Source organism: Thiorhodovibrio winogradskyi (genome assembly GCF_036208045.1).
GTDB classification, from domain to species: Bacteria; Pseudomonadota; Gammaproteobacteria; order Chromatiales; family Chromatiaceae; genus Thiorhodovibrio; species Thiorhodovibrio winogradskyi.
Genome location: NZ_CP121472.1, coordinates 124,968 through 148,794, shown reverse-complemented (window position 1 = coordinate 148,794; position 23,827 = coordinate 124,968). Strand labels below are relative to the sequence as shown.

Below are 23,827 nucleotides of genomic sequence, written 5' to 3'. Positions count from 1 at the left end.
TTTGATCGCAGGTTCAACGAAAAGGCGCTACCCGAGGAGTTAAGAAATGATACTAGCGGCATTCTCGAAACCCTGCTGACTCCCTAAAATCCGGATTGCCAAAGTAACCCGTTAAGTCACACAACTGCTCGAACTCAATAAAATGACATTGAGTCTACCGAGCGTTCCAAAATTAACTTGAGCCTGGACCCTTTCATTCGACCACTTCATTCTGGACCATTGAATTCGCATGAGGGGTCATCTGCCCAAGATGCGCGGCGCGAGCCGGGTCACCTGGGAGCCGATGGCGAAGCTGTCGATGCTGAGCAGAATTGGGTGTTTGAGTCGGTTTTCGCTGTGCATGGGCAGGTTGTTATGGCTGAAACAGCCAGCCGCGCTGTCTTGCTTGGACTGCGAGTTTTTTTCCGCAACTCTCGACTTTGCTGTTTGCCAGCCCCCGGAAGTCGATCGAGACATGCTCTTTGTAAGGCACGCCATCAGCGATGACGCCGAGATTGAGTGCGCTGCATTCTTCGCAGGTGACGGCCATCACGCCGATCGAACGCCCTTGGGTTTGAGTTGTGAAGCGGTCAAAGGCTGCTGCCGCCGTGATTTGGTCGCCATCGTCAACCGACAACAGATGTTGATCTTTGGGTGTCGGTCGGAAGGCTTGAGATGTGACGCGGTCGCCTTGAGCAAAATTCGGATTGATCTGCCTGAGTAGCAAGGTGTCTGTCTTCATTTCAGCGCAGGCTCCAGCGAACGCAAGGCCTGGTTCAGAAGGCTCCAGCCGTCTTCTGAATCCAGTGCTGCTTGAAACGCCTTGTCAGTCTCGGCAACCAGGTCGAGTGCATGAAAAAGCCCACGCTTGGTTTCAAGATCGACGTCTAAAGAAACTTCGTGGTGATCGAATGACCATTCAGCCCTGATCTCTCCCTCAGCCGTGGGGTATAGATAGGGAAGCGGGAGATCTGTGTCGTAATAGTGTTCAAAGGCGCCAGCCAGCCAGTGCAATCCTTGCGACGATACTGCCGTCCAGCGCCCGTCTAACCAACCTGGTTTCAGCGCTGAGAGTTCTTCGAGTCGAAAAACAACATCGAGTGGATCGAGTATGGTCAGGTCTTCGATCGATTCAATTTTTAGGATTCGATCATGGCGATCTTTTTTGACAACGCCTTGCACCGCTACGGCGGTGCCAACTTGGTACTCAAGCAGTCCCTTAAAGGCCACCTCTTGATGTTGCAAGGGGATAGGTCCGCTGATGCGGGTGCCATCGCGCAGTTCAAGCTCAAAGCAGGATCGTCCGGCTTCAACCTCAGCAATCCGCCCTCGCAAAACGGCGTCTTCTGACCAACTTTCGATCTGGGATGCACGAATGAGGTCATGGCGGATCTGTTGATTGTAAACAACCGTTTGGCCATTTGAAGCCGTGAACTCGATACATTCCTCCTCTTTTAGGCTGCGCCCGAACCGGTCGAAATAGCTGAGTAACTTTGTTGGTATCGCGCAAGGCGACTGCTGCTGCATGGCAAACATCGTATTGATAATTAGATCGCGCGCACGCTCGAAGTACTGGAGGTTGCTCGCGTGGCTCCCCGGCGACATCGAAAGCGCAATCACTGGAATGGTGCTGCCCTCTTCGATAGCCGTGAGCGCTAATTGGATACTGCCACTGAAACCGCGGGGTACGCGTTCGCGGTCTTGGTGTGTTTGTAGGTATTGCCATTTGGCGACGGCAACAATCATCTCCTCCAAGGCCGAAAAATCCTTGAGGACTTCTAGCGGAAGGCGGTGGTGGTCAAAACGACCGCCGAGGAGCTTTGGGCGCAGGTACTCTGATGTCACGTTGGACGGAGCCGCTTCGCGGAGAACCCAGCCGCAGAGCCTGATGGCCTAAAATGTCACCTCACGCCCTTGGGTTCGAGGGTTTGTGGATCATCAACCATGAGGTGACACTTTCATGTCAACATCTTGTCAAGACAAGTTCAAGCTTCAGTACCAAACGCATCTCAAGCACCTGCGGCTCAAAGGGCTGCAACCTAAGACCATTGACGCCTACTCCCGTGGCGTGCGGCGCATCGGCAAGGCCTTTGATGGCTGCATCGGCGATCTGTCTGAAACGCAGTTGCTCGATTATTTCACCAAGCTGCTGGAAACGCACTCTTGGAGTGCGGTGAAATTGGACCTCTATGGTCTGAAATTCTTCTACGCCCATGTCCTGCGAAAGCCCTGGGTCCATGTTGACCTCATCAAGCCCCCGCGCGCTCAGCGCCTGCCCGATATCCTCACAGTAGAGGAGGTTCAGCGTGCCATTCAGGCAACCCGCGTACTGAGCTACCAGGTGTTGTTCTTCACCCTCTACAGCCTGGGCCTGCGCCTCGGCGAAGGCTTGCGTCTGACGGTGGCCGATATGGATGCCAAGCGCCGGCGGGTGCATGTTCGCGACGCCAAGGGCAATAAAGATCGCTTGGTCCCGCTACCGGAGACAACCTTGGATGTCTTGCGTCGGTTCTGGCGCGTACATCGCCATCCCTCGCTGCTGTTTCCCAACCGCCAGGGCGGTCTGAAAAAAGCGGCGATGGCCAAGACGCCGCTGGATCGCGGTGGCGTGCAAATCGCCCTGGGCCAGGTCGTCGCCAGCTGTGGGATAAAAAAAAGATTACACCCCATAGCCTACGCCACAGTTACGCCACCCATCTGATTGAAACCGGTGTCGATCTGCGCGAAGTCCAGACCATCCTCGGCCATTCCTCCATCCTCACCACCGCGCGCTACACCCACCTCACGCACCAGACCAGCGCGCGTGCCGAGCAGACCATTAATGCCCTGATCGGCGGCTTCTCCATCGACTGGAGGGGCGTGAAATGATCTTGCTCTCCTCGATCTTCCGCCTGTTTGAGGCCGACTATCTGGCGCATTACGCCGGGCGTATTTTACCCAGCCAGTTCAACGCCCTGGAGGCGCTGAAGAACTGCCGTACCTCGGCCAGTCCGGTCATGCAAGCCCAATGCAACGCCTGTGGTAATACGGAGTTCATCCCGCATTCCTGCGGCCATCGCGCTTGCCCGCATTGCCAGCACCATGAGAGCCAGCAGTGGCTGGAGCGCCAACTGGCCAAGCAGGTACCAGCGACCTATTTTTTGCTGACCTTCACGGTTCCTCAAGAGCTCCGTCACCTGGTGTGGGCGAATCAGTCTGTCCTCTATGATCTCCTCATCCGCGTCAGTTGGGAGACGGTGCAAACCTTTGCCCGCAATGATCGGCAGTTACAGGGAGATCCCGGGGTGACCGCAGTGCTCCATACCCATTCGCGGGCGCTGGATTTTCATCCGCATGTGCATCTGGTGGTACCGGCGGCGGCCATCGATGTGGCGAAAAAACGGTGGCGGACGAAATCGGGCAAGCGTGGGTATCTGTTCCCACAAAAGGCGCTGGCGAAAGTCTTTCGCGCCAAGCTGTTGGCGGCCATGGCCGCAGAAGGACTCACGCTGCCGGTCGGGGTCACCAGCACCTGGGTGGTTCATTGCAAGCGCGTGGGCCATGGCGAGAAGGCGCTTAAGTACCTGGGGCGCTATCTCTATCGCGGTGTCATTCGTGAGCAGGACATTCTCTCCTGCGAGAACGGCCAGGTGGCCTTTCGCTACCGCCATGCCAAGGGCCAGCGCGATGAGGTCCGTACTCTGCCGGGTGCGCAGTTCTTGGCGCTGATTCTTCAGCATGTTTTACCCAAGGGCTTTCGCCGGGCACGCAACTATGGCTTTCTCCATCCCAATAGCAAACGCGCCATTGTGCTGCTGCAGTGGCTGTTCGGATTGGATCCGCAGCGGTTCATTGCCAAGCTCAAACCTCGCCCTCGGCTGACATGCCCCTGTTGCGGCGCCGAGATGGTGATTGTCCAGACGCGCTTACCTCCACGAGGATCCCCTGTCCAACCCGCACCGCCGCTTGAAGGAGCGGCGCGACCAGTCATGTAAGCGAAAGCAACAATCCGTTCTCTGTGAAATCGGCAATTCGGAGCCGAGGGTGGCGTTCGCCTGCAATTCGGGCAATTTCGTCACGCTTCTCGACAATGTTCTTTCCGCCGTCGCCAGGCCGAGTTCGTCAGCGGTTGATGCCCGGCGAACCGGTCTGCATGATCCCCCAGCGCGGAAAAGCTATTTTCTTAGCCCCCCTCTCTCCCTGAACCCCGGGCTCGTCCAACGCCTCTTTCCACGGGCTGTCGTGGTCGTTCTTGACGGCGATGTCCGGGGGTGGGGTGTCAGCTTCAATGATCCCGGCGGTGTTTCTTCAGCCAGGCCTCGATCGTGGCGGGATCAAGCCCCTTGAGCCGCTCCTCAGCATCAAGCCCCTTGAGCCGCTCCTCTGGCGCATAGCACTGCAGCACTTCATCAGGATCGAGCTTGCGGATGGACTCCTTCAACCACTCATGGGCTTCGCGTTGCATGTCTTCAAAGGTGTGGGCCATGGTGCCGTCTCCGAGCAGGTGGTGAGCAAGCAGGTTTTGCAGGTGCAGGCCGATCTCGCTGTGGGGATGATACTGCTGCAACGCCGCGCGTTGCTGCGCTTTGTTGCTGCAGAACAGCCGCCAAGGGGCGTTGTGCGGCAGGTCGCGCAGATCGTTGATGACGATGAGGCGGACCTCGCGGGTGCCGGCGCGTAGGGTATAGATGCCAGGCTTGCTGGTTCTTTGACAACTGCCCGATGGGAGTTGTTTGATCAGCTTGCGTGGAAAATGGGTGGCCACGGCGTAGCCGCGGAAGTCGGTTGCGGGGAGCAGCCGATAGGCCGTGGCGGGTTCGCTCACGGGTTGCTGATCGCGGGCGTCTCCCGCTGGCGGTTGTGATGAGGCCGTGTCGGGTTCGCTGACGGGTTGCTCATCGCGAATCGGCCGTTGTGGCTGGCGGGCGGGCCGCTGTTGCAACGCACGGATGGAGGCGAGCATGCGGTAGGTGACGTAGTGACTGTTGAGCTCTTCCAGCGCCCAGGCGTCATAGGGCGAACCAGCGGCTTTGAAGCTGAGCAGATTGTGCGCGGCGAGGTCTTCGAGGCCATCGGGGCGTTCAAGGTCGTTGGGATGGCGCTCGCGTGCGGGCGGGACGTTCAGCGCCTGGTGTGGCGCGTTGGTGCGCTCGAGGTGCCTGCCGGCGACCCCGCGGCGAGGGTCGCTGCCTGCCGCTGAGGCTTGCTCGATGATCAGCACATCCAGGCGTTGGCTGCGCAGGGCGAGCTCTTCTTCGGTGCTGACGCTGTACGGTAGCCCGATCAGCGCGTCGGTGAGGGCTTTGCCGAGCAGTTCATGCCAGGGGATGCGGGGATCGCGGCTCATGCCGAGAGTCTAGCCGATGCGCGTGCGCACCGTCTTCGCCGCCCCCACCAGTGCTGCAGCAATGGACGGCAATTTGCCGTACCCTTAGGGAATCGGGTACATCCATCGTGACGGGAGTCCATCATGCCATCCGCTTCGTCAACCGCTCGCCTTGAAGCACGGATCAGCACCGATCTCCATGCCTTACTCAAACGCGCCGCCGAAATCCAAGGTCGAACGATGACCGACTTTGTCGTCACCGCCGTCACCGAGGCCGCCCAACAGGCCATTGAGCAGGCCGAGGTCATCCGCCTGTCTCAGGCCGATTCCCAACGCTTTGCCGAAGCCCTGTTGTCGCCCCCACAGCAAACGCCGGCGATGGAGCGCGCCTTCGCGCGTCACCGAGCGCTGGTGGCGCCTGAGTGAGCGAGGCGACCTTCCGCATCGTTGCGCTCGCTGCCGACCATGACCGCCGCCCGTTCGACAGTGGCTGCGTAGCACTCGACCGCTATTTTCAACGCCAAGTCACGCAGGATATCCGCCGTCGAGTGACGGCTTGCTTTGTCGCGCTCACCCAGGAACAGCGGATTGCCGGATACTATACGCTCGCATCGGCAAGCCTCTGCTTATCCGAGCTTCCCGCGGAAACGGCCAAGAAACTGCCCCGCTACCCCTCAATACCAGCCGTACGTCTGGGGCGCTTGGCGGTGCATCGCGCGTTCCACGGGCAAGGCCTTGGCGGCGCCCTGCTCGCTGACGCGCTGAAACGAGCGGCCCGCGCCGAGATTGCCGCTTTTGCGCTGGTCGTCGAGGCAAAGGACGAACAGGCTGCGGCCTTCTACCACCACCATGGCTTCATCGCATTGTCCGACTCACCGCACACCCTGTTTCTTCCCTTGTCCAAAGGCCTGATCAACCGTGGCAACCTCAGCACCCGGAAGCCTCTACCCCCAACGCCGCCGTGGATAACCTGTTGAGCTCTTCCAGCGCCCAGGCGCCATAGGGCGCGTCGGTGAGGGCTTTGCCGAGCAGTTCATGCCAAGGGATGCGGGTGTCGCGGCTCATCTCCACACTCTAGCCGATGCGCTGCTGGGGTGGGCTTTGGCTGCGTGCCTCAGGCTGTTCGGTATACTGTCACCGGATTTCCGGGTCTTGTTGATGGTCTGCACATAGCGCCGACCGATGGCCATCACCAGCCGGGGAATATCCTCAGCCGCTTTGGGCGTGACCAGCAGATGGACACGCTAAGGGACGTTGGTTGATGTTGCCAGCGCGCCCTGAGGGCCTCAGTGGAAGATGGTCTCGGGGCTGTCGGCGCTGAGAATGCGTTTGGACCATTGCAGGAGTTCTTCAGGCTCAGCGGCGGAGATGCGCTCGCGGTGGGCGTCGAGTGAATCTGCACCGAATTTCTCTTGCAGCTGAGCCATCAAGATGGTGGCCTCGCCCTTCTGAATCCCGGCTCGCTCAACAGTCGTCACGTATGGCATTTGGTATTGCTCCTCGTAGGCGTAGAGTTCTTGGCGAAACTCTGCTTCCAGCTCTTCAGGCAGACGGATCATCCAATCGATCAGGCGGAAGAGTTCTTCAATCAGCGTGCGCTCATAGCCGCGCTCGTACATCAGGCGCATCAAGCGGAATTTCCAGCGTTTCAGGGTCTCGGCATCGTCGGTCACCTTGGCCCGGATTTGGGCCATCACCACCAAGGCAAAAACATTGTCGCTCGCTTCCAGCTCGGCCCAGCGCTCGGGGGTGGCGTAGTCGAGCAGTTTGACCATCGGAAAGTCGAATTGCACCCGACAGTCCCACAGCGCCGTGCTGTAGCTGTTGGGGCGGAAACTGCGCTTGGTATCGGCCAGCACCGCCAGACTCGCGACCGGCACTTGGTAGGCATCGCGGATTTTGTAATTGTAGGTGAACATCCGCTCGGCAAAGTCGCTTTGCGGATCGCCTTGCACTTCAACATGGGCCAGCACCCACACCGGCGTCTCATCGCGGCGGGTGACGCCGACGAGCTTATCCGCATAGCGCCGGGTGGTCTTGGCCTCGCACACGATCTTCTGGAATTCCTTGTCGAGAAACTGCACGCCCTTTGACCAGTCGATCTCGGCATGGATGGCCGGAAACAGCAGCGCGAGAAACTCCGGAAAGAACCGCTCCAGCGCCTCTTTCCAGGGGCTGTCGTAGTCGGGTTTGTCGCTGGTGTCTGTGGCTTGGGTGTCGGCTGTCATGGGGTGATTTTAGCCGATTTGGGGCGGGGTGGGAGCGTTGGGGGCAGCCCGAAAGGAATTAAGTATACTGTCCCCAGAATTCCTTAATTATATATGTCCCCGGAATTCCTGAAAGGGGCGGAAACAGATAAGCCGCGACTAAAGTGATGGCAACCTGCTCTCTACTCTATCCTTTAATTATAATTACAGGTCAGCGCCTACCTGCCGGTCTTCGGCATCCAGTCGATCCAGAATTCCAAGTGCCTGCTTGATGTCGCCCGTCGCAGCCATCGCCCGAAAATGGTTTTCAGTATCCCACGCTGCCACGGCGCGAGCACTCAGATCCTCGACCAATTTGTGCCTCTCTTACGTCTGGTATGGGTTTCTGCTTGAAAGCCGGGCCGCGAAGCGGCATCTTTCCGGGAAAATTAATGTTCAACCAGTTGTAGGGCCTGTGGCTATGTGGGCGCGAGGCCCGAGAGTGTGGGCAACCCCGGGAGCGCGCCGCCCCCCGATCTTGCAGGCTTCCCGCGATGCTTGCTCGGCGCGATACCGGGGTTGTCCACACGTCCCGTAGGGCTCGGGCCGGTCCGCAGGACGCGTCCACATATCCACAGGCCTCGGAGGCCTGATCATGGAAACCACGTCGCTGTTCTCTGTTGCCCTGGGCTTGTCTGCTCCCTGGTTTGTCGATGATGTGCGCTTCGATCCAGTGGCTGGACGCATCGACTTCGCGCTCGGCTATCAACGTGGGGCGCACTTTCCCTGCCCGCATTGCGGCACCGAGCATCAGCCGGTTCATGACACCCAAGCGCGCGAATGGCGGCATCTGAACTTCTTCCAATACGAGGCGTATCTGCAGGCGAAGGTGCCGCGGGTGCGTTGCGCGCAGTGCGGCAAGACAACGCAAATTCCCGTGCCCTGGGCGCGGCCCAACACCAGCTTCACCCAACTGATGGAAGCCTTGATTGTGACCTTGTGCCGGGCCATGCCGGTGGCTGGGGTCGCGCGCTTGCTGCGCGTGAGCGACATGCGTGTGTGGCGCGTGCTGGAGTCCTATGTCGATGCCGCCCGTGCGCAGGAGGATTTCTCCAGCGTCAAGGACATCGGCCTCGATGAGACCGCCGCGCGGCGCGGACATCACTACATTAGCTTGTTCCATGATATGGAGGCTGAGCGACTGGTGTTCGCCACCGAGGGGCGCAAGGCGGAGGTGGTCGATCAATTCGCCGAGGATCTTGAGGCCCATGGCGGCTGCGCCGAGAACATCCGCTCGGTCTGCATCGATATGTCGACAGCTTATCAGGCCGGCGTCGCGGAACACTTGCCCTGGGCCGACATCACCTTCGATGAGTTCCATGTCATTCAAATGGTCAACAAAGCCGTTGATGAGGTGCGTCGCGCGGAGGTGAAAACCGAACCCGGTCTGAAGCGTTCGCGCTACCTATGGCTGAAGGACAAAAGCGACTGGACGCGCCGCCAGATCGGACAGTTTGCCGACCTGCGTCGGCTCAATCTCAAAACCCACCGTGCCTGGCGAATCAAGGAGGCGCTGCGCGAGATTTTCCGCACCGCGACCTCCCGTGAAGAAGCCGAACCCTTACTAAAAGCCTGGGTCAGTTGGGCGCGTCGCTGCCGCCTTGAGCCGATGAAGAAGGTCGCTCAGACGATCAAGGACCATTGGGAAGGCGTGCTTAACGCGTTCGATTCGCGCCTGACCAACGGTCGTGTTGAAGCCATCAATGGCCAGATCCAGGCCGCCAAAGCCAAAGCCCGTGGCTACGGCACGGTGAAGCATTTGATCACCATCGCCTACCTGATCGCCGGCAAGCTCACCCGCCTGCCCGCTTGTCCCTTTGATGCAGCAGCGTGTGCCACCCTTTCGGCTTAACCTGCTGTGTAAAAAATCGGTTACCCATACCAAACGTAAGAGAGCCCAATTTGTCGGTGGTGAGTCCGCGACTACGTGCCAAAGAGTCCAAGCGCGCCGCCGTGTCGTCCGGCAAGCGGATCGTTAATGTTGTCATAACCATTTCTCCAGACATTGAGCAGGCGTCAGCAACCGCAGCTGATCAAACACCAGTTCTCCTCGGCGAAGATCCCGCACATTATGCGTCACGATTCCGGCAGCCCCTCCCGCCAGGGCAAGCTCCACCAAGTGGTTGTCTGCTTCATCGGGGAGATTGGGACGCCAACCATAATAAATCGTCACCCATCGACCACGTTGAGCCAATGCCGCCAGCACCTGTTGCCTTTCTTCAGCAGTGGTCTTCATGCTCCATACATCGCGCCCCAACAGATCGCAATACTCCTGCCACAAGGCATTTCCGAAAAGCGGTTGATAGCTGCCGATTGGATGGGAGCGCCTTTCGCCGCGAACAGCGCGCCCTGCCAGCCCAAAGGAATTAAGTATATGTCCCCAGAATTGCCTGTCCCCGGAATTCGGGGGCGTCTTGGCATGCCTGGAGTTTAGCACAGAAATTAAACCGAGCCTGGCCCCTTCTATGAGGCGTTTTTGTCAAGCCCTTTTTTCGAGAGATTATTTTGTTCAGCGCCAACATCGCAAATCAGAATGTTACATTCATTATCGCATTGCATGATTGCGCAGACCAGCCGCCATGCCGCGCTTCTCTCTCCCCGAAGGGGCGGGCGTGGTTTATCGAAACGCTCGTGCATGGCAAGGCCGTCGGGCGCTGTTCAAACGCTTTCAAATAGCCTGATCACTCACTTTGAATCGTCACTAGCTTATTCGTTCTCCTTGGCGATGGCGGCCGTTTGGTCAGCGCGTTTTGCTCGGTGTCATGAGCATTGCGAGCGTTATGACAGCCATGGGTTGTCTCGGTTTGAAAGCCGACAGATTCTGTGCGAATCCGCTCCACCTTCTATCCGTGCCGGGAAGCCCGGTCACCTGAAATTGCATGCGATGTTCGCCGCTGAAACCGATTGAAAAGGAAAGCGCCCCTTCTTTTAAAACGGCATGACCAGGGGTCAGCCCAGGGGCCTGTCGGGCGCTTTCGACAACCTTGACCGTGATCCGTCGCGTTGCTCTCTCCTCGGGCGTTGGCGCCGTACTCGGCCGTTTGGGGGTGACTGGATGTCTTCCGCGGGCGGCGGGCCTTAGCCGGCTTTGAGCACCGCGCCGTCCGGGATCTCGCCCTGTTCGAGATAGCGCCACAGGGCGATGAGCAGCTTGCGCGCCAGGGCGACGATGCCGATGCGCCGCATGCGTTTGCCGCCCTTGGCAAAGCGCTCGCGGTACCAGCGACTCAGGGCGCTGTCGGGCTGGTAGCGCAGCCATAGCCAGGACAGCTCGACCATGAGGGCACGGATGCGTCGGTTGCCAGCCTTGCTGATGCCTTGGTCGCGCTGGTCATCACCACTGGCATAGGGCGTGGGGGTCAGCCCGGCACAGGCGGCCAGCTGCTGGCGGTTGCGAAAGCCGCGCCAGCTGAAGAATTCCATGACCAAGACCCAGCTCGAAACCCAGCCGATGCCTTTGAGCTCGAGCATGCGCGCGATTTGCTCATAGGCCGCGTCGGTGGCTTGCTCGACGCGGCGCTTTTGTTCTTGCTCGATGGCGCGGATTTGCTCATCAGCCAAGCAATAGCGCTGATATTCGCGGCGGATCTCTTCTTTGAGGTCGGCGCCGAGGGGCTCGCCGGTGGCGGTGCATAGGTGATCGAGGTTTTCGATCAGCGAGTCGTTGAGGCGCTCGATGACCAGTCCTTGGGCGACGAACAGGGATTTCATCCGTGAGCTGTGGGCGCCACGTTCGTGGATCAGCCGCTCGCGCTCGCGATCAACTCGCATCCGATCCTCGGCCTCGGCACTGGGGACGTTCACCACCGCGAGGGCTTTTTTCTCTCCGCCAAGATAACGCATGAGCTGCACCAGCAGGGCTTCGACGTCGACCCGGTCGGTCTTCACGCGCCGCTTCTTGCGGTTGACCTGGATGCTGGCCGAGTCGACCACACGGCTGTGAATCCCCCAGGATTCCAAGATGCGATGAATCCAGAAGCCATCCCGCCCGGTTTCGTAAACGCTTTCAATGACACAATCCGCGCTGAGTCCAAGCTTCCCCTGGGCGATCTCGATCTGCTCGCGCAACGCGGGAAGATCCCGCGCTTCGATGGTCTTGATCCGGATCTTCTCGCCGTTGCTGAAGCAAAGCTTCCAGGTCTTGTTGCTCAGCTCGAGGGCCAGATAGAGGGTGGTCTTCGGCGTTTGGACAGCGGCAGTGGTCATGTTCGGTCTCCTCGTGGCTCGGGGTTAATGTCGAGGCTTAGACTTGGATGGCCTACATAGTTTCTTTGATTAAACTGAGTAGGTTGTGCGCGGCGAGGTCTTCGAGGCCATCGGGGCGTTCAGGCGCATCCGCATAGGGCTCAGGTGTGGGCGATGCGTTGGGCGTTTGCAAGGCCGCCTTGGTGCGCTGAGGGTCGCGGCCGTCGCTGCCTGCCGCCGGGGCTTGCTCGATGATCAGCACATCCAGGCGTTGGCTGCGCAGGGCGAGCTCTTCTTCGGTGCTGACGCTGTACGGCAGCCCGATCAGCGCGTCGGTGTGGGCTTTGCCGAGCAGTTCATGCCAGGGGATGCGGGGATCGCGGCTCATGCCGAGAGTCTAGCCGATGCGCGGCTGGGGGTGGGAGGGGCTTTGGTTGCCGCGATCCTTGGGCTATTCAGTAAACTGTCCCTGGAATTCACGCGTTTTCCCCCCGAAGTGGATGTCGATGCCAGCGGCGGCAAGGTCGCCTTGACTGTAGGTCTCGGAGAAAAAACCGCGTCCGTCGGCGTGTTTTTTGGGGTGGACCAGATTGACGGCGGGGATGGCGAGTGATTCGACGGCAGACGGCATGGGTGAATCATTATGATGAATTCGCTTCTCGGCAGAATTGCAACCATGTCACGCCAAAGCGAGGCTTATTGCTGTTGCTGGTAATTAAGTATACTGTCCCCGGAATTCGAATTCCGAACCGAGACGCTGTTCCCTTAACATCCGGGCTTGTTCAGTGAGAGATCGAACCGTCTCGCCTTGCCATTGGTTTTTTCGCCACTGCGTATAATCGAACCGATCCCTTTGATTCTTGAGCCTGGCCCCTTTGATTCTTTTTGATTCTTTTTGATTCTTTGATTCCTTGATTCTTGATTCCTTTGATTAAAGGCGTTGATGCCAGCGAGTGGCTGCGCCCTGTCCAGCGATTCAAGCACGGGTGAAGGGGCTGAGGGTTGAATTTGCAAAGTGACTGACTTTAACCTCCCCTTCAGGAAACCGCACAATCACCTCAAGCTGACCACCCATCGCCTCAATCTGGCTGCGCAAGGCTGACAGATACAAATCCGTGCGCTTCTCGATGGTTGCAATCTCCGAGGGCTGAATATGTAACTGCTCTGCGAGCCTTTGATGGGAACAACCCTGTGCTCGGCGAAGTGCATCCAAGGGCATATCGGCCAACATCGCCCGCGTCTGTGATTCCACGCGCGCCTGGGATTCGGGTGACAACCGCGCTCGCAGTTCAGAAAATGGCTTAGCCATCGATCAACCCCTCCTGTCGCAGTTGCTGAAGATGTTCGTCATAGAGTCGATCCGCCATCGGTACAAACACCTCATACCAGCGTTTATCGCCAGTTTTGTCGCCACCGATCAGTAGAATCGCGGTGCGGCGCGGATCAAAAGCATAGAGCGTACGCAAAGGTTTGCCGCCCACTTGCGAGCGCAACTCCCGCATGTGACCGTGTTTTGAACCTTCGATGCCGCTGCTATGCGGAAAGCCCAACGCCGGCCCACGCGCCTCGAGCAAGCCAACCGACGCAGCCACCGCAATTTGCTCGCGTTCTGTCAGGTCTTCCCACCACTGTTCGAATTCATTGGTGTATTCCACTTCCCAGCTCATGACAGCGCGATCAGATACCTCAAGGCAAAAAGAGAGAGGAGACTGCGTATTTGGGCGGTTGAAAGCAACAAATATCCCGATCAATCAGCGCCATCTTACAGCCCCAACTCCATCTGCCCCGGCAACACCGCCGATCCCTCTGGCTCCAAGCGCGGTCGCCCGCGTGGGCGCGCCTCGCGGCGTTGGCCAGTCATCTGTTCGATCTGCTGCAAGAACCGCTCACTGCCGATGGGCTGGGACTGCTGGATGGCCAAGCGCAACTCCGCGAGTGCCGCCTCATCCAGTCCGGTGCGAAACAGCTCCCGATAGGCCGCCTGTCTGGCCTCGGGCGCGTCGCCCAGATCCAGATACAGCGAATGCGGGGAGAGCAGCGGATCGCTCGCGCCCAGCCCGTTCGCCCGATAGCTACTCCAAGGATACTCTCCTGGATCGCGCACCATGTCCGCGCGCACAGGGTTTAGCTCAATATAGCGCTGGCAGCGCAGCAGATAGATGTCGGCTTGGATCAGCGAGGACTTGTAGCGACTATCCCACAGGGTGCCCGTGCGATCATAGGTCTTGTTGATGGTCTGCACATAGCGCCGACCGATGGCCATCACCAGCCGGGGAATATCCTCAGCCGCTTTGGGCGTGACCAGCAGATGGACACGCTAAGGGACGTTGGTTGATGTTGCCAGCGCGCCCTGAGGGCCTCAGTGGAAGATGGTCTCGGGGCTGTCGGCGCTGAGAATGCGTTTGGACCATTGCAGGAGTTCTTCAGGCTCAGCGGCGGAGATGCGCTCGCGGTGGGCGTCGAGTGAATCTGCACCGAATTTCTCTTGCAGCTGAGCCATCAAGATGGTGGCCTCGCCCTGCTGCACTCCCTTCTCAATCCCGGCTCGCTCAACAGTCGTCACGTATGGCATTTGGTATTGCTCCTCGTAGGCATAAAGTTCTTGGCGAAATTCTGCTTCCAGCTCTTCAGGCAGACGGATCATCCAATCGATCAGGCGGAAGAGTTCTTCAATCAGCGTGCGCTCATAGCCGCGCTCGTACATCAGGCGCATCAAGCGGAATTTCCAGCGTTTCAGGGTCTCGGCATCGTCGGTCACCTTGGCCCGGATTTGGGCCATCACCACCAAGGCAAAAACAGTGTCGCTCGCTTCCAGCTCGGCCCAGCGCTCGGGGGTGGCGTAGTCGAGCAGTTTGACCATCGGGAAGTCGAATTGCACCCGACAGTCCCACAGCGCCGTGCTGTAGCTGTTGGGGCGGAAACTGCGCTTGGTATCGGCTAGCACCGCCAGACTCGCGACCGGCACTTGGTAGGCATCGCGGATTTTGTAATTGTAGGTGAACATCCGCTCGGCAAAGTCGCTTTGCGGATCGCCTTGCACTTCAACATGGGCCAGCACCCACACCGGCGTCTCATCGCGGCGGGTGACGCCGACCAGCTTATCCGCATAGCGCCGGGTGGTCTTGGCCTCGCACACGATCTTCTGGAATTCCTTGTCGAGAAACTGCACGCCCTTTGACCAGTCGATCTCGGCATGGATGGCCGGAAACAGCAGCGCGAGAAACTCCGGAAAGAACCGCTCCAGCGCCTCTTTCCAGGGGCTGTCGTAGTCGGGTTTGTCGCTGGTGTCTGTGGCTTGGGTGTCGGCTGTCATGGGGTGATTTTAGCCGATTTGGGGCGGGGTGGGAGCGTTGGGGGCAGCCCGAAAGGAATTAAGTATACTGTCCCCAGAATTCACAATCCCGAGCATCTCAGCATGGCGCCGCGCCAAGGCGTCGTCCAAGATCACGACGGGATCGGTCCGTTCGAGCGCCAAGAGCAGAACCCCGGTTTCACCGGGACCAAGATCGGCGACCAAGCGAATGACCTGCTCATTCGCTGGAACAGACAGATCGACCCACGGCAACATTTCTGGCACTGGCAGGTCGAGACCTCGCCGCCTGCCTTCGGCAAGCTCCTCGGCAACGGCGGTCGGAACGACAACCCGCGAGGCCAGTGCTGGCAGCAGCCCCAGCTGTCCGATCTGGTGAAGATATTGGAGCGGCGAGGTGTTACAGATAACCTCAGGCAAGGGACGTCTGGCGCTCCAAGTCGTTTTCGGTCAGGCGGAAAGTATCGACACCGTAGTCGCCCAGTTTGCTCAGAAACAGCGTCTTCGGGACACCGGCGAGACGCGCGGCGGCTCCGGATGACAGACGCCCAAGCTCGTAGAGCTTCATTGAGGCCGCAAGACGGATCTCGGCTGCGGCAGCTGCATCAGACCACTTAAGCGAAAGCAGGGAATCGTCTGGAACATCAAGGATCAATTGGCTCATTCACAGCCCCTCTCTGTATGACATCAGGTTTTCGCCGGCCTCCGGCCCTCACTCGCCGGGGCGCCGGTTGGCTCTACGGTCCTCCCCAGCTGTCATCGTCGCGCCTCGGCGACGCGGTCTCGGCGCTGTGGCTTTCGGCAGGCATGGGATGAGTGTAGCGGATTCAGCGGATGGCAGTCGCAGCAGCCGGAAACCGTGGTACGTCCCTAATTAACCTCGAATCCTCCGGCCGTTCGCACAGCCGAGCCGCCGCGATCAAATGTCGCTCATCCATCACGAACGAGTGGAACCGTTCCTGCCACAGGTGCCCCCGCCAGCCTTGGCGAAAATTGATCATCCGGGTGTAGCGCCGATGAGCCTCACCCAACGCATCCCGCAAACCAAACTCCGTCGCGGGCACCAGAATCAGATGCACATGATTGGGCATGAAGCAGTAGGCCAACACCCGCGTTTCGCAGGCACGACAGGAGAGCGAGAGCAAGCGACGATACTCCGCATAGTCGTCATCGCTAAAAAACGTCTGCTGCCGTCGATTGCCGCGCTGCGTCACATGATGCGGCAACCCCGGAACCACCACTCTCGGGAGTCTTGCCATTGTTCCGTCAATTTCTCACCCGTCACAAACGCCTTGGTAAAACTGTAACCCCATTTGGCGTTTATCGTCTAGGAATTAGGTATACTGTCCCCGGAATTCACAATTCACAAGAACAACATTCAATCGAATCCAGTCCCTTTGAGATGAGTTCGAGCCCTTGACCCCTTGATTGGATTGGATTGTAGCAATTAATTCGTTCCCGGCCCCTGTCTCGCTCTACCCCTTTGCCTGTTTTCGTCCAAATGCTCTCGCACCCATTTTTGAACCAGTGCTTCTGATGATAGATGCTCACGATCTGCCCTTTTTCGCAATGCCCGCAGGTATTCATGACTTAACGGGACGAAAACATGCTCGATAGGCTCGAAAACGGGTTCTGATACCTCTTCAAGCTGATCCTCGAAGTCAACGACTTCATGATGTTGCCAGAAGGCGGCGAGTTCAGCGACTGAATCGGTTATTGGTAAATCAGTCATTTTCTTTTCCATTGTTGGTAGCGTTGTCGCTCACGATTTGTCATCGACCGTGCTGTCACAGGATAGCCTTTGCCATCTAGAAACTGGATTAAGATGCAGAGCAGATAACGGCCGGCGTGGGATTCACCAAGGACATGGTAGACAGGATTTGCACCTGTTGCTTTTGCACGAAGAACCAAGGAACGCCCAAAAACAAACCTCTTCAAATTCATCAGGGGTCACCTCATGGCGAGCAATGTGCTCAACGCGATCTTCTGGCCAAAGCAGTTCGTTAATCATCGAATTGTCGCATCACAAAGTTCCTTGAGATTAATTCGATCCTGACCCCTTTGATTCAAGTATACTGTCCCCAGAATTCAATTCCAGATTTGCCAAGGATAGGCCTGACTGAAGGCGCGTACATTTATTATTAATTCTCAGCAGGAAATGAACGATCAAAAAGGGTCTCTGGTGCAATATCTAAGTTATCTGGCCAGCAGACCGTATCAAAGGCGACATAGGCGCGTTTGAACTGTGACAAATCCTTCAGTTTAGTAAATACACCTCGATCCAAATAGGGCTTCATATCGAAAAGCCGGTGGTCTCCGGTGCTGAACCAAAGCTCAAGGGTAAAGTCTTCTCTGGGCATAACACGGACAACACTTTCCATACCATCACCTCAACGCAACGAGTCAATCGGGAAAGGTGTTTGACCATTGACCGCCAACTCCCAGTCCGCCAGCAAATTTTCACGATGGATTTCACAGCTCGGCTCAGCGCTCGGGTTCGGCGTAGTCGAGCAGTTTGACCATCGGGAAGTCGAATTGCACCCGACAGTCCCACAGCGCCGTGCGGTAGCTGTTGGGGCGGAAACTGCGCTTGGTATCGGCCAGCACCGCCAGACTCGCGACCGGCACTTGGTAGGCATCGCGGATTTTGTAATTGTAGGTGAACATCCGCTCGGCAAAGTCGTTTTGCGGATCACCTTGCACTTCAACATGGGCTAGCACCCACACCGGCGTCTCATCGCGGCGGGTGACGCCGACCAGCTTATCCGCATAGCGCCGGGTGGTCTTGGCCTCGCGCACAACCCTTAGATGGGCTTGGGTTGGAATTCTTTGTCGAGAAACTGCACGCCCTTTGACCACTCGATCTCGGCATGGATGGCCGGGAACAGCAGCGCGAGGAACTCCGGGAAGAACTTCTCCAGGGCTTCTTTCCAGGGGCTGTCGTAGTCGGGTTTGTCGCTGGTGTCTGTGGCTTGGGTGTCGGCTGTCATGGGGGTGAGTTTAGCCGATTTGGTGACGGGGGTGGGAGCGGCTTTAGCCGCGAACAGCGCGCCCTGCCAGCCCAGAAGAATTAAGTATACTGTCCCCAGAATTCGGAATTCGGGGCGGACCATATATGTCCCCGGAATTCCGGTTTGATGAGGGAGGGCTGGGTGCCGGGACCATGCCTCGGCTATTTATGCACCGCCAAACGAAAGGGGCGGAAACAGATAAGCCGCGACTAAAGTAATGGCAACCTGCTCTCTACTCTACCCTTTGATTTGCAATTTTCATTCGTCGCCGGCCAGCGGCGCGCGTTGTGGCACCCGATCCAGAATACTCAGAAATGCCGCCGTATCGGCGCGACCGGCGCGGGCGCGCAGATAGGTTTCAGCGGTCAGCGCGGAAATTTTTTCGGTCACCGCGCTCATGACAAACTGATCAACGGGTACGCCATCCAGGTCAGCCATTTCCTGTAGGTGGCGTTGAATAGACGTGGGCAGGGTTAGATTCAAAGTCGTCACGGTAGCGTCTCCAATAGGTTCTTCGGGGTGATCACCGCGATGCCAAACCCGGAGGCCGGTCTAAAATCCTTGGCGTTGAAGCTCACGATATGCGGCACTTTGGCGGCGACGGCCAGTTCCAGGACCATATCATCCTTGGCGTCCGGCAAACAGGGACGCCACAAGAAATAGATTGCCTGAAGATCGGCCACCACACAGAGGTTATCCAGGATGACATTGATCTCGACATCGCTCAGACCCAGCACGGCCTGATTGCGTTTTAGGACATCCTCGTACTCGAACAACAACGGTGTCGAGAGTGTGATCCGCACCCGACCATCCAGGATCGCCCTGAGCAGTCGGTGGGACTGTCCGCTGGACGAATACAGTCCGGCGAACAGCACGTTGGTATCGAGAACAATACGGGGGACTGGATCAGGCTTGGTCATTGCGCTGGTGTCCGGCCATTATCCGCGCGGCTTTGGAGTAAGCGGCCCTTTCGCTTTGCTGGTGTCAGTGGCTTGGGTGTCGGCTCTCATGTAGGGAGTTTAGCCGATTCGGTGGATTGAGTGGGAGCGGCTTTCGCCGCAAACAGCGCGCCCTACCAGCCCAAAGGAATTAAGTATACTGTCCCCGGAATTCTGCTGGAGTTTAGCACAGAAATTAAACCGAGCCTGGCCCCTTTGATTAAACTGAGTAGGTTGTGCGCGGCGAGGTCTTCGAGGCCATCGGGGCGTTCAGGCGCATCCGCATAGGGCTCAGGTGTGGGCGATGCGTTGGGCGTTTGCAAGGCCGCCTTGGTGCGCTGAGGGTCGCGGCCGTCGCTGCCTGCCGCCGGGGCTTGCTCGATGATCAGCACATCCAGGCGTTGGCTGCGCAGGGCGAGCTCTTCTTCGGTGCTGACGCTGTACGGCAGCCCGATCAGCGCGTCGGTGTGGGCTTTGCCGAGCAGTTCATGCCAGGGGATGCGGGGATCGCGGCTCATGCCGAGAGTCTAGCCGATGCGCGGCTGGGGGTGGGAGGGGCTTTGGTTGCCGCGATCCTTGGGCTATTCAGTAAACTGTCCCTGGAATTCCCCCACCTTTAGCTTAATGGATTTGAGCCGTCTCGCCCGTTGCTTTAAAAGCTGCGGCGCCCTACGAGTTAAGTAAACTGTCCCCAGAATTCCGGGATGGCAGGGGTAGATATCATCGATGGCGACCAGCGTATGCGGCGCGGCATGGCGCTCTACGTTGATCAGGTCGCGTAGGGCGAACTCGAACAGGTGCATGCCATCGATGAACACCAGATCCGGCGGTTGTTGCAGCACCGTCTTGGCCTGGTCGCGGAAGAAGGCGTCGCTGCTGCAGGTGAGGATCCGCGCTTGCTCACTCAGAGGGGCTTGCAGCAGGAGATCGGGACGTGGGTCGATGCCGCGTGCTCGGCCGGGCGCGCGCGCCAGGCTCAGGCCGGCATCGACGCCAATCTCCAGGTACTGCTCGGTGCCAAGCTGGGCATGCAGCCAGGCCAGCACATCGTGCTTGTGGCAGTCGCCCCAGGTGTGATTGTCCTCGCGCGTGCCACCCCAGCCCTGCCGGTTGAGCGTCATGGCCTCGCCTAGGCACTGGTAGATACGCTCTGGAGTGGTTTCCTGCAACAGGTCCGCGACATCCTGCCAGCACTGGGCGGCCTCGCGATAGCGTCCGGCTTGGTGGTGTTGCTCGGCTTCGTTGGTTAGGCTGGGCGTGGCGGGAACGCGTGCGGGCGGGAAGCCGAGTTCCAATCCCAGGGACCAGGGGAACCTGGTCGGGGCGCGATGGGGGGGGTTTCGGGTTTTTGCGATACTGGATTGGCACAGCTCCCCGATCAGGGCGCGAGCCATGCGAGCACGATCAAAGCCAGTGCGCAGGGCGTGGCGCGCCATCGCCCGAGCGCGCGGCAGGTCGCTAGATTGAATCGTCCGCGCGGTGCGCCAGAGAAAGAGGCTGTCTGGGGTTGGCGAGGTATCAGGCGGGATCATCAGCCGGCGGCTCATCGGGGGGATGCGCTTGCATTTGAAAGGGGCACCCAATCTGATTCTATGGCGAACCGGCGATTATTTGCCTGTGGACCGGTTTGCTTCGCCAAGTTATTCGAGTCTGGGCCTTGATCTTAAAGTGGGCCAAAACTTATTTGTCTAGTCGGACAATCTGCTCGAAACGACCAATATTATAGTAACTTAGCCATTGCGATCACAGCCCAGCGGATCAGGGTGGTCCGACTTATGATCTAGGCCCGAGTCTGCACATTTGCTCTTTATCATTTGTAGCGTGAAAATTAAATCGATCCCGGCACCTTTAATTCTGCCCCTTTAATTCTCAGTCCGCCGTACAGCACGTTGGTATCGAGAACAATACGGGGGACTTGATCAGGCTTGGTCATTGCGCTGGTGTCCGGCCATTATCCGCGCGGCTTTGGAGTAAGCGGCCCTTTCGCTTTGCTGGTATCAGTGGCTTGTCATGTAGGGAGTTTAGCCGATTCGGTGGATTGGGTGGGAGCGGCTTTCGCCGCAAACAGCGCGCCCTACCAGCCCAAGTGAATTAAGTATACTGTCCCCAGAATTCCGTTCCGCTTGATCGTTGAGCCCATCGCGGCCGAGGGGCCGATCACCGCTGCCCCGGAGCCGGATGGCTTCGGGCTGTCTGTGACAACGCGCCCCTTTGCCTTGCCATCGGCGGCGCGATTGTCGGGATTCGCATAAAGACCTGGCCTGGGCATCGGCGCTCACTAGAGGCTTCAGGCTCAGACACAGCGATTCCTAGACGCCCACGACAGGCCGCTAGCGTCACCATCAGGTCCAAGCCAGAAAACGAAGGCATGTAGCCCCGACTCTGAGCCTTAGTGGAAAATCGTCTAAGGGGTCTCGGCGCTAAGGACGCGATCGAGCCAGGCTCCCAACTGCTCCAACTCGGCGGCTTCGATGCGCTCGCGGTGGGCTTGTGCGGCTTCGGGACAGACTTTCTGATCGAGCAGGCGCAGCAGTGTCCTGGCTTCGCTCTTTTGAATCTCCACTCGTTCAACGTTGGTCACATACGGCATACGCTCCTGCTCCTCATAGGCATAGAGTTGTTGGCGAAAGTCCGCTTCTAGCGCCTCCGGTAGATGAACCCTCCAGTCGATCAAACGGAATAACTCGAGAGTCACAGCCTGCTCATCGAGCGACAGTTCCTCTAATCGTTGTTGGGTACGCCAAGGATTTGAACGGACGAGAGGTGCAGAAGTGTCTTTTCCGGTGAAAAAATCGTCACATACCGCGCCCGCGCGCCGCGCAAATCGGTCACGCTGATCTGGTCTACCTTGGTCAGGAATGCTTCATCTATGACCACCGGAAAACCTTGGTGCAAATTCTGCTTTGGCTCTTTATGGAGGCAGTAAAACAGACAGCGTGCGCGCTCCTGACAGAACTTGGTGCGATTGGCGATGTGCAACTCAAACAGCGTGGCCTCCGCCCCTAGATCGATGGTAATCGATTGGTTGAAGCCCTCACCAGTGTGGAAGAAGAACGGGCGTTGCTCCGCCACCTGTCCTTTCTTCGGGCAAGCCGTATGTTGTGAGCTAAGCGTAAAGGGCTTGCCAGCCGCGAGATCAACGAGTGTTTCGGCGGTCGGTCTGGGGGTAAGTGTGGGCAACGCTGATGCCGCATGTTGCGAAAGCCGGTACAGATTAGTAATAATGTCTTGCGCCGGGCTTTGCGCCTGCTTCAGTGCGCGCTCCAGAAACCTCACCTGATCGGTAAGTAGCTTGATAGTAGATTCAGGCGCCCGCTTGCCGGATGCCAGCCAATGCTCGTTTAAGAAAATCGGCGGTTTATTAGGATCATTGGGTTCGATATCCAAGGGATGCGGAAGCATGGGCGCATAACAATCCACATCGGCTACGCCTTCCCAGCGATCCCTGCGCAAGAACGTAAGTTCATGCACATTAGATAGATTCATTTCGGAACCAATAACTCTAAAATCACTGCTACAATTGTTTGGATGCGCATGCACACAAAGAAAATATTGATCTAGTCGCTCGAGCAGGGGGCCGAGTTCTTGGTTGAAATCATCTGGGCGATTGCAGACCTTGATGTTATGTAACTCAATCACGATAATGCGGAAACGGCGCAAGATCTCATCCGGTGTCTGGAGCAAGTTACGGTATTCCGCACCCTCAATATCCATTTGCAATATAAGATCGTCACTCGCATCCGGCGTAAGTTCTTGTACCCAGTCTTTGAGCGAGATACTGTCTTCGCTACCATTGATATCGAGCCACTTCTTTTTAAAAGTTTGTCCCAGTTTTAGCGACGTCCGGAATTTTTCTGGATGACTAGAATAATCACACATGTGTGAGGCGATACTATAGGCATCAAGCAATTCGTCTTCGAAATCCTTACGGTTATTCACGCCAGGAGAAAAAACAGCCTTAATACCAAGCAAATCATCTGGCAAAAGGTAGGCTCCATCTCTATTCCCACCAACTCGAATTAAAGCGTATGGTGAAGGCTTTGGCTGCATAATTTTAATTTTATCTAAATTAGGATTGGTTTCTATTTCAAAGTTACTGTCGCGAGATCCATGAAAATACGAAAAACCATAGAATATTTTATGTTGGCTAGCATCAAATAAAAAACGCAAGACCTCACCCCATAAAGCAAGATCCCCCCATCGGTATTGAAAAATATACTTTGACTGCTTTACATTCTCAATAAAAACAAAAAGTCTTTTTTCACATCTTAAGGTTTCTAAATTTAAAGCAAAAAAATTTGTGTAAGGACCAGATGGTCGAGAAGGTAGCCCAGAATGATCAGTGAGGCCGAAATGAGAATTACAAAAATCAATTAAACCATGGCAACAGCCTTCTTGATCAATTTCCCATTTTCTATACAGCACAGCTTTATCATTCAAAGCATCAAAAACCGCGTCAAGAGAAGAATAAACGATGCAATCTTCATCAATGCGAATTAACTTTTGATAAGCTTTAACGTAATCCCAAAAATCAACAAACCAAAATGAACACATGTGTCTATACCCCCAACCAAACTTTTTTTGTTTCAGGGTAAAATTTTACATTATCCACAGGGCCAAATGGTGCCAACTCAATAAACCGCAAAGGCAGTAAAGTTTGGCCTTGAATATATTTTTGATGGCTTTTTACAATATTTCCTTCATGAAATATCAAAACATCCACATTTTTAGAAGTTAAATTATTCTGTATTGATAAATTTCTTTTAATCAAGGAATCATAGCTCTTGAACTCTGTATAACCTCGCGTGAGTACAGCAATTGCGTTTCGCATAAAAAAACACCTCTTTTTAATC

The 23,827-nt window shown here is 57.1% G+C and carries 31 protein-coding genes and 2 pseudogenes; 5 read left to right on the top strand and 28 right to left on the bottom strand.

Going from position 1 to position 23,827, the window contains the following annotated elements:
- Positions 1 to 352 precede the first annotated feature (352 nt).
- A complete protein-coding gene (locus Thiowin_RS00730; RefSeq protein WP_328985846.1) occupies positions 353 to 721 on the bottom strand; it encodes a hypothetical protein in 369 nt (122 codons plus the stop codon).
- Positions 718 to 1,824 carry an OB-fold nucleic acid binding domain-containing protein gene (locus Thiowin_RS00725; RefSeq protein ID WP_328985844.1) on the bottom strand — a complete coding sequence of 369 codons (1,107 nt, stop codon included), beginning with the start codon at positions 1,822 to 1,824 and terminating at the stop codon, positions 718 to 720. Before Thiowin_RS00725 ends, Thiowin_RS00730 begins: the two co-directional genes overlap by 4 nt.
- 115 nt (positions 1,825 to 1,939) lie before the next feature.
- Between Thiowin_RS00725 and Thiowin_RS00720 the strand changes: the two are divergent.
- Positions 1,940 to 2,847 (top strand): annotated as a pseudogene (locus Thiowin_RS00720) (tyrosine-type recombinase/integrase).
- Entirely contained in the window at positions 2,844 to 3,953 is a 1,110-nt protein-coding gene (locus tag Thiowin_RS00715) for an IS91 family transposase (protein ID WP_328985842.1), read from the top strand. Before Thiowin_RS00720 ends, Thiowin_RS00715 begins: the two are co-directional and overlap by 4 nt.
- A gap of 290 nt (positions 3,954 to 4,243) precedes the next feature.
- On the opposite strand, the gene Thiowin_RS00710 is transcribed toward Thiowin_RS00715, so the two are convergent.
- Entirely contained in the window at positions 4,244 to 5,305 is a 1,062-nt protein-coding gene (locus Thiowin_RS00710; protein WP_328985841.1) for a hypothetical protein, read from the bottom strand.
- A gap of 123 nt (positions 5,306 to 5,428) precedes the next feature.
- On the opposite strand from Thiowin_RS00710, the gene Thiowin_RS00705 reads away from it, so the two are divergent.
- A complete protein-coding gene (locus Thiowin_RS00705) occupies positions 5,429 to 5,710 on the top strand; it encodes a type II toxin-antitoxin system TacA family antitoxin (RefSeq protein ID WP_328984771.1) in 282 nt (93 codons plus the stop codon).
- A complete protein-coding gene (locus Thiowin_RS00700; protein ID WP_328985840.1) occupies positions 5,707 to 6,261 on the top strand; it encodes a GNAT family N-acetyltransferase in 555 nt (184 codons plus the stop codon). The genes Thiowin_RS00705 and Thiowin_RS00700 overlap by 4 nt, the downstream gene beginning before the upstream one ends.
- Positions 6,262 to 6,570: 309 nt before the next feature.
- On the opposite strand, the gene Thiowin_RS00695 is transcribed toward Thiowin_RS00700, so the two are convergent.
- Positions 6,571 to 7,512, bottom strand: a complete 942-nt coding sequence (locus Thiowin_RS00695) for an RpnC/YadD family protein (protein WP_328985839.1) — start codon at positions 7,510 to 7,512, stop codon at positions 6,571 to 6,573.
- 183 nt (positions 7,513 to 7,695) lie between these two features.
- Entirely contained in the window at positions 7,696 to 7,845 is a 150-nt protein-coding gene (locus Thiowin_RS00690; protein WP_328985838.1) for a hypothetical protein, read from the bottom strand.
- A gap of 280 nt (positions 7,846 to 8,125) precedes the next feature.
- Between Thiowin_RS00690 and Thiowin_RS00685 the strand changes: the two genes are divergently transcribed.
- Positions 8,126 to 9,382 carry an ISL3 family transposase gene (locus tag Thiowin_RS00685; protein WP_328985128.1) on the top strand — a complete coding sequence of 419 codons (1,257 nt, stop codon included), beginning with the start codon at positions 8,126 to 8,128 and terminating at the stop codon, positions 9,380 to 9,382.
- Here the strand turns inward: Thiowin_RS00685 and Thiowin_RS00680 are convergent.
- The 23 genes and pseudogenes from Thiowin_RS00680 to Thiowin_RS00570 all read right to left on the bottom strand — a co-directional run bounded on the left by Thiowin_RS00680 (position 9,324) and on the right by Thiowin_RS00570 (position 23,805).
- The gene (locus tag Thiowin_RS00680) at positions 9,324 to 9,518 is read right to left on the bottom strand and encodes a ribbon-helix-helix protein, CopG family (RefSeq protein ID WP_328985837.1); all 195 of its coding nucleotides are present in this window, start codon (positions 9,516 to 9,518) and stop codon (positions 9,324 to 9,326) included. The genes Thiowin_RS00685 and Thiowin_RS00680 overlap by 59 nt on opposite strands.
- Positions 9,515 to 9,811, bottom strand: a complete 297-nt coding sequence (locus Thiowin_RS00675) for a PIN domain-containing protein (RefSeq protein WP_408034142.1) — start codon at positions 9,809 to 9,811, stop codon at positions 9,515 to 9,517. Before Thiowin_RS00675 ends, Thiowin_RS00680 begins: the two co-directional genes overlap by 4 nt.
- 797 nt (positions 9,812 to 10,608) lie before the next feature.
- Entirely contained in the window at positions 10,609 to 11,736 is a 1,128-nt protein-coding gene (locus tag Thiowin_RS00670; protein WP_328985835.1) for an IS110 family RNA-guided transposase, read from the bottom strand.
- Positions 11,737 to 11,788: 52 nt separating this feature from the next.
- On the bottom strand, positions 11,789 to 12,103 hold the full coding sequence (locus Thiowin_RS00665) for a hypothetical protein (RefSeq protein ID WP_328985834.1): 315 nt from the start codon (positions 12,101 to 12,103) through the stop codon (positions 11,789 to 11,791).
- Positions 12,104 to 12,166: 63 nt separating this feature from the next.
- On the bottom strand, positions 12,167 to 12,346 hold the full coding sequence (locus tag Thiowin_RS00660; RefSeq protein WP_328985833.1) for a hypothetical protein: 180 nt from the start codon (positions 12,344 to 12,346) through the stop codon (positions 12,167 to 12,169).
- A 345-nt stretch (positions 12,347 to 12,691) separates the two neighbouring features.
- Positions 12,692 to 12,946 carry a helix-turn-helix domain-containing protein gene (locus Thiowin_RS00655; protein ID WP_328985832.1) on the bottom strand — a complete coding sequence of 85 codons (255 nt, stop codon included), beginning with the start codon at positions 12,944 to 12,946 and terminating at the stop codon, positions 12,692 to 12,694.
- Positions 12,947 to 13,016: 70 nt separating this feature from the next.
- A complete protein-coding gene (locus tag Thiowin_RS00650) occupies positions 13,017 to 13,466 on the bottom strand; it encodes a type II toxin-antitoxin system RelE/ParE family toxin (RefSeq protein ID WP_328985831.1) in 450 nt (149 codons plus the stop codon).
- Positions 13,467 to 13,477: 11 nt separating this feature from the next.
- The gene (locus Thiowin_RS00645; protein WP_408034253.1) at positions 13,478 to 13,978 is read right to left on the bottom strand and encodes a transposase; all 501 of its coding nucleotides are present in this window, start codon (positions 13,976 to 13,978) and stop codon (positions 13,478 to 13,480) included.
- 96 nt (positions 13,979 to 14,074) lie between these two features.
- Positions 14,075 to 15,028: an RpnC/YadD family protein gene (locus tag Thiowin_RS00640; protein WP_328985830.1), complete on the bottom strand. Its 954-nt coding sequence runs from the start codon at positions 15,026 to 15,028 to the stop codon at positions 14,075 to 14,077.
- A 9-nt stretch (positions 15,029 to 15,037) separates the two neighbouring features.
- Positions 15,038 to 15,445, bottom strand: a complete 408-nt coding sequence (locus tag Thiowin_RS00635) for a hypothetical protein (protein ID WP_328985829.1) — start codon at positions 15,443 to 15,445, stop codon at positions 15,038 to 15,040.
- Positions 15,438 to 15,689, bottom strand: a complete 252-nt coding sequence (locus tag Thiowin_RS00630; RefSeq protein ID WP_328985828.1) for a UPF0175 family protein — start codon at positions 15,687 to 15,689, stop codon at positions 15,438 to 15,440. Before Thiowin_RS00630 ends, Thiowin_RS00635 begins: the two co-directional genes overlap by 8 nt.
- 220 nt (positions 15,690 to 15,909) lie before the next feature.
- Positions 15,910 to 16,284, bottom strand: a pseudogene (locus Thiowin_RS00625) (transposase); the annotation flags it as partial.
- Positions 16,285 to 16,472: 188 nt separating this feature from the next.
- On the bottom strand, positions 16,473 to 16,757 hold the full coding sequence (locus Thiowin_RS00620) for a hypothetical protein (protein WP_328985827.1): 285 nt from the start codon (positions 16,755 to 16,757) through the stop codon (positions 16,473 to 16,475).
- 409 nt (positions 16,758 to 17,166) lie between these two features.
- Positions 17,167 to 17,406, bottom strand: a complete 240-nt coding sequence (locus tag Thiowin_RS00615) for a DUF2442 domain-containing protein (RefSeq protein WP_328985826.1) — start codon at positions 17,404 to 17,406, stop codon at positions 17,167 to 17,169.
- 103 nt (positions 17,407 to 17,509) lie between these two features.
- Complete coding sequence (locus tag Thiowin_RS00610) at positions 17,510 to 17,824, bottom strand: hypothetical protein (RefSeq protein ID WP_328985825.1); 315 nt, start codon at positions 17,822 to 17,824, stop codon at positions 17,510 to 17,512.
- 5 nt (positions 17,825 to 17,829) lie between these two features.
- A complete protein-coding gene (locus Thiowin_RS00605; RefSeq protein ID WP_328985824.1) occupies positions 17,830 to 18,015 on the bottom strand; it encodes a hypothetical protein in 186 nt (61 codons plus the stop codon).
- A 279-nt stretch (positions 18,016 to 18,294) separates the two neighbouring features.
- Entirely contained in the window at positions 18,295 to 18,528 is a 234-nt protein-coding gene (locus Thiowin_RS00600; RefSeq protein WP_328985823.1) for a toxin-antitoxin system HicB family antitoxin, read from the bottom strand.
- The gene (locus tag Thiowin_RS00595) at positions 18,525 to 18,956 is read right to left on the bottom strand and encodes a putative toxin-antitoxin system toxin component, PIN family (protein ID WP_328985822.1); all 432 of its coding nucleotides are present in this window, start codon (positions 18,954 to 18,956) and stop codon (positions 18,525 to 18,527) included. The genes Thiowin_RS00600 and Thiowin_RS00595 overlap by 4 nt, the downstream gene beginning before the upstream one ends.
- A 152-nt stretch (positions 18,957 to 19,108) precedes the next feature.
- Positions 19,109 to 19,492: a hypothetical protein gene (locus Thiowin_RS00590; protein WP_328985821.1), complete on the bottom strand. Its 384-nt coding sequence runs from the start codon at positions 19,490 to 19,492 to the stop codon at positions 19,109 to 19,111.
- A 63-nt stretch (positions 19,493 to 19,555) separates the two neighbouring features.
- Positions 19,556 to 20,506, bottom strand: coding sequence for a class I SAM-dependent methyltransferase (locus tag Thiowin_RS00585; RefSeq protein WP_328985820.1), 951 nt, complete (start codon positions 20,504 to 20,506; stop codon positions 19,556 to 19,558).
- A gap of 872 nt (positions 20,507 to 21,378) precedes the next feature.
- Entirely contained in the window at positions 21,379 to 21,669 is a 291-nt protein-coding gene (locus tag Thiowin_RS00580) for a transposase (RefSeq protein WP_328985819.1), read from the bottom strand.
- Between the two features lie 26 nt (positions 21,670 to 21,695).
- Positions 21,696 to 23,528, bottom strand: coding sequence for a class I SAM-dependent methyltransferase (locus tag Thiowin_RS00575; protein ID WP_328985818.1), 1,833 nt, complete (start codon positions 23,526 to 23,528; stop codon positions 21,696 to 21,698).
- 4 nt (positions 23,529 to 23,532) lie between these two features.
- A complete protein-coding gene (locus Thiowin_RS00570) occupies positions 23,533 to 23,805 on the bottom strand; it encodes a hypothetical protein (RefSeq protein WP_328985816.1) in 273 nt (90 codons plus the stop codon).
- Positions 23,806 to 23,827: the final 22 nt, after the last annotated feature.

What these genes read in the sequence shown, in the direction of transcription:
- Thiowin_RS00730 (WP_328985846.1), bottom strand. Translation starts at nt 721, where the DNA reads ATGAAGACAGACACCTTGCTACTCAGGCAGATCAATCCGAATTTTGCT.
- Thiowin_RS00715 (WP_328985842.1), top strand. Translation starts at nt 2,844, where the DNA reads ATGATCTTGCTCTCCTCGATCTTCCGCCTGTTTGAGGCCGACTATCTG.
- Thiowin_RS00710 (WP_328985841.1), bottom strand. Translation starts at nt 5,305, where the DNA reads ATGAGCCGCGATCCCCGCATCCCCTGGCATGAACTGCTCGGCAAAGCC.
- Thiowin_RS00705 (WP_328984771.1), top strand. Translation starts at nt 5,429, where the DNA reads ATGCCATCCGCTTCGTCAACCGCTCGCCTTGAAGCACGGATCAGCACC.
- Thiowin_RS00695 (WP_328985839.1), bottom strand. Translation starts at nt 7,512, where the DNA reads ATGACAGCCGACACCCAAGCCACAGACACCAGCGACAAACCCGACTAC.
- Thiowin_RS00685 (WP_328985128.1), top strand. Translation starts at nt 8,126, where the DNA reads ATGGAAACCACGTCGCTGTTCTCTGTTGCCCTGGGCTTGTCTGCTCCC.
- Thiowin_RS00680 (WP_328985837.1), bottom strand. Translation starts at nt 9,518, where the DNA reads ATGACAACATTAACGATCCGCTTGCCGGACGACACGGCGGCGCGCTTG.
- Thiowin_RS00670 (WP_328985835.1), bottom strand. Translation starts at nt 11,736, where the DNA reads ATGACCACTGCCGCTGTCCAAACGCCGAAGACCACCCTCTATCTGGCC.
- Thiowin_RS00665 (WP_328985834.1), bottom strand. Translation starts at nt 12,103, where the DNA reads ATGAGCCGCGATCCCCGCATCCCCTGGCATGAACTGCTCGGCAAAGCC.
- Thiowin_RS00660 (WP_328985833.1), bottom strand. Translation starts at nt 12,346, where the DNA reads ATGCCGTCTGCCGTCGAATCACTCGCCATCCCCGCCGTCAATCTGGTC.
- Thiowin_RS00655 (WP_328985832.1), bottom strand. Translation starts at nt 12,946, where the DNA reads ATGTTGGCCGATATGCCCTTGGATGCACTTCGCCGAGCACAGGGTTGT.
- Thiowin_RS00645 (WP_408034253.1), bottom strand. Translation starts at nt 13,978, where the DNA reads ATGGCCATCGGTCGGCGCTATGTGCAGACCATCAACAAGACCTATGAT.
- Thiowin_RS00640 (WP_328985830.1), bottom strand. Translation starts at nt 15,028, where the DNA reads ATGACAGCCGACACCCAAGCCACAGACACCAGCGACAAACCCGACTAC.
- Thiowin_RS00630 (WP_328985828.1), bottom strand. Translation starts at nt 15,689, where the DNA reads ATGAGCCAATTGATCCTTGATGTTCCAGACGATTCCCTGCTTTCGCTT.
- Thiowin_RS00620 (WP_328985827.1), bottom strand. Translation starts at nt 16,757, where the DNA reads ATGACTGATTTACCAATAACCGATTCAGTCGCTGAACTCGCCGCCTTC.
- Thiowin_RS00615 (WP_328985826.1), bottom strand. Translation starts at nt 17,406, where the DNA reads ATGGAAAGTGTTGTCCGTGTTATGCCCAGAGAAGACTTTACCCTTGAG.
- Thiowin_RS00605 (WP_328985824.1), bottom strand. Translation starts at nt 18,015, where the DNA reads ATGACAGCCGACACCCAAGCCACAGACACCAGCGACAAACCCGACTAC.
- Thiowin_RS00595 (WP_328985822.1), bottom strand. Translation starts at nt 18,956, where the DNA reads ATGACCAAGCCTGATCCAGTCCCCCGTATTGTTCTCGATACCAACGTG.
- Thiowin_RS00590 (WP_328985821.1), bottom strand. Translation starts at nt 19,492, where the DNA reads ATGAGCCGCGATCCCCGCATCCCCTGGCATGAACTGCTCGGCAAAGCC.
- Thiowin_RS00585 (WP_328985820.1), bottom strand. Translation starts at nt 20,506, where the DNA reads ATGATCCCGCCTGATACCTCGCCAACCCCAGACAGCCTCTTTCTCTGG.
- Thiowin_RS00575 (WP_328985818.1), bottom strand. Translation starts at nt 23,528, where the DNA reads ATGTGTTCATTTTGGTTTGTTGATTTTTGGGATTACGTTAAAGCTTAT.
- Thiowin_RS00570 (WP_328985816.1), bottom strand. Translation starts at nt 23,805, where the DNA reads ATGCGAAACGCAATTGCTGTACTCACGCGAGGTTATACAGAGTTCAAG.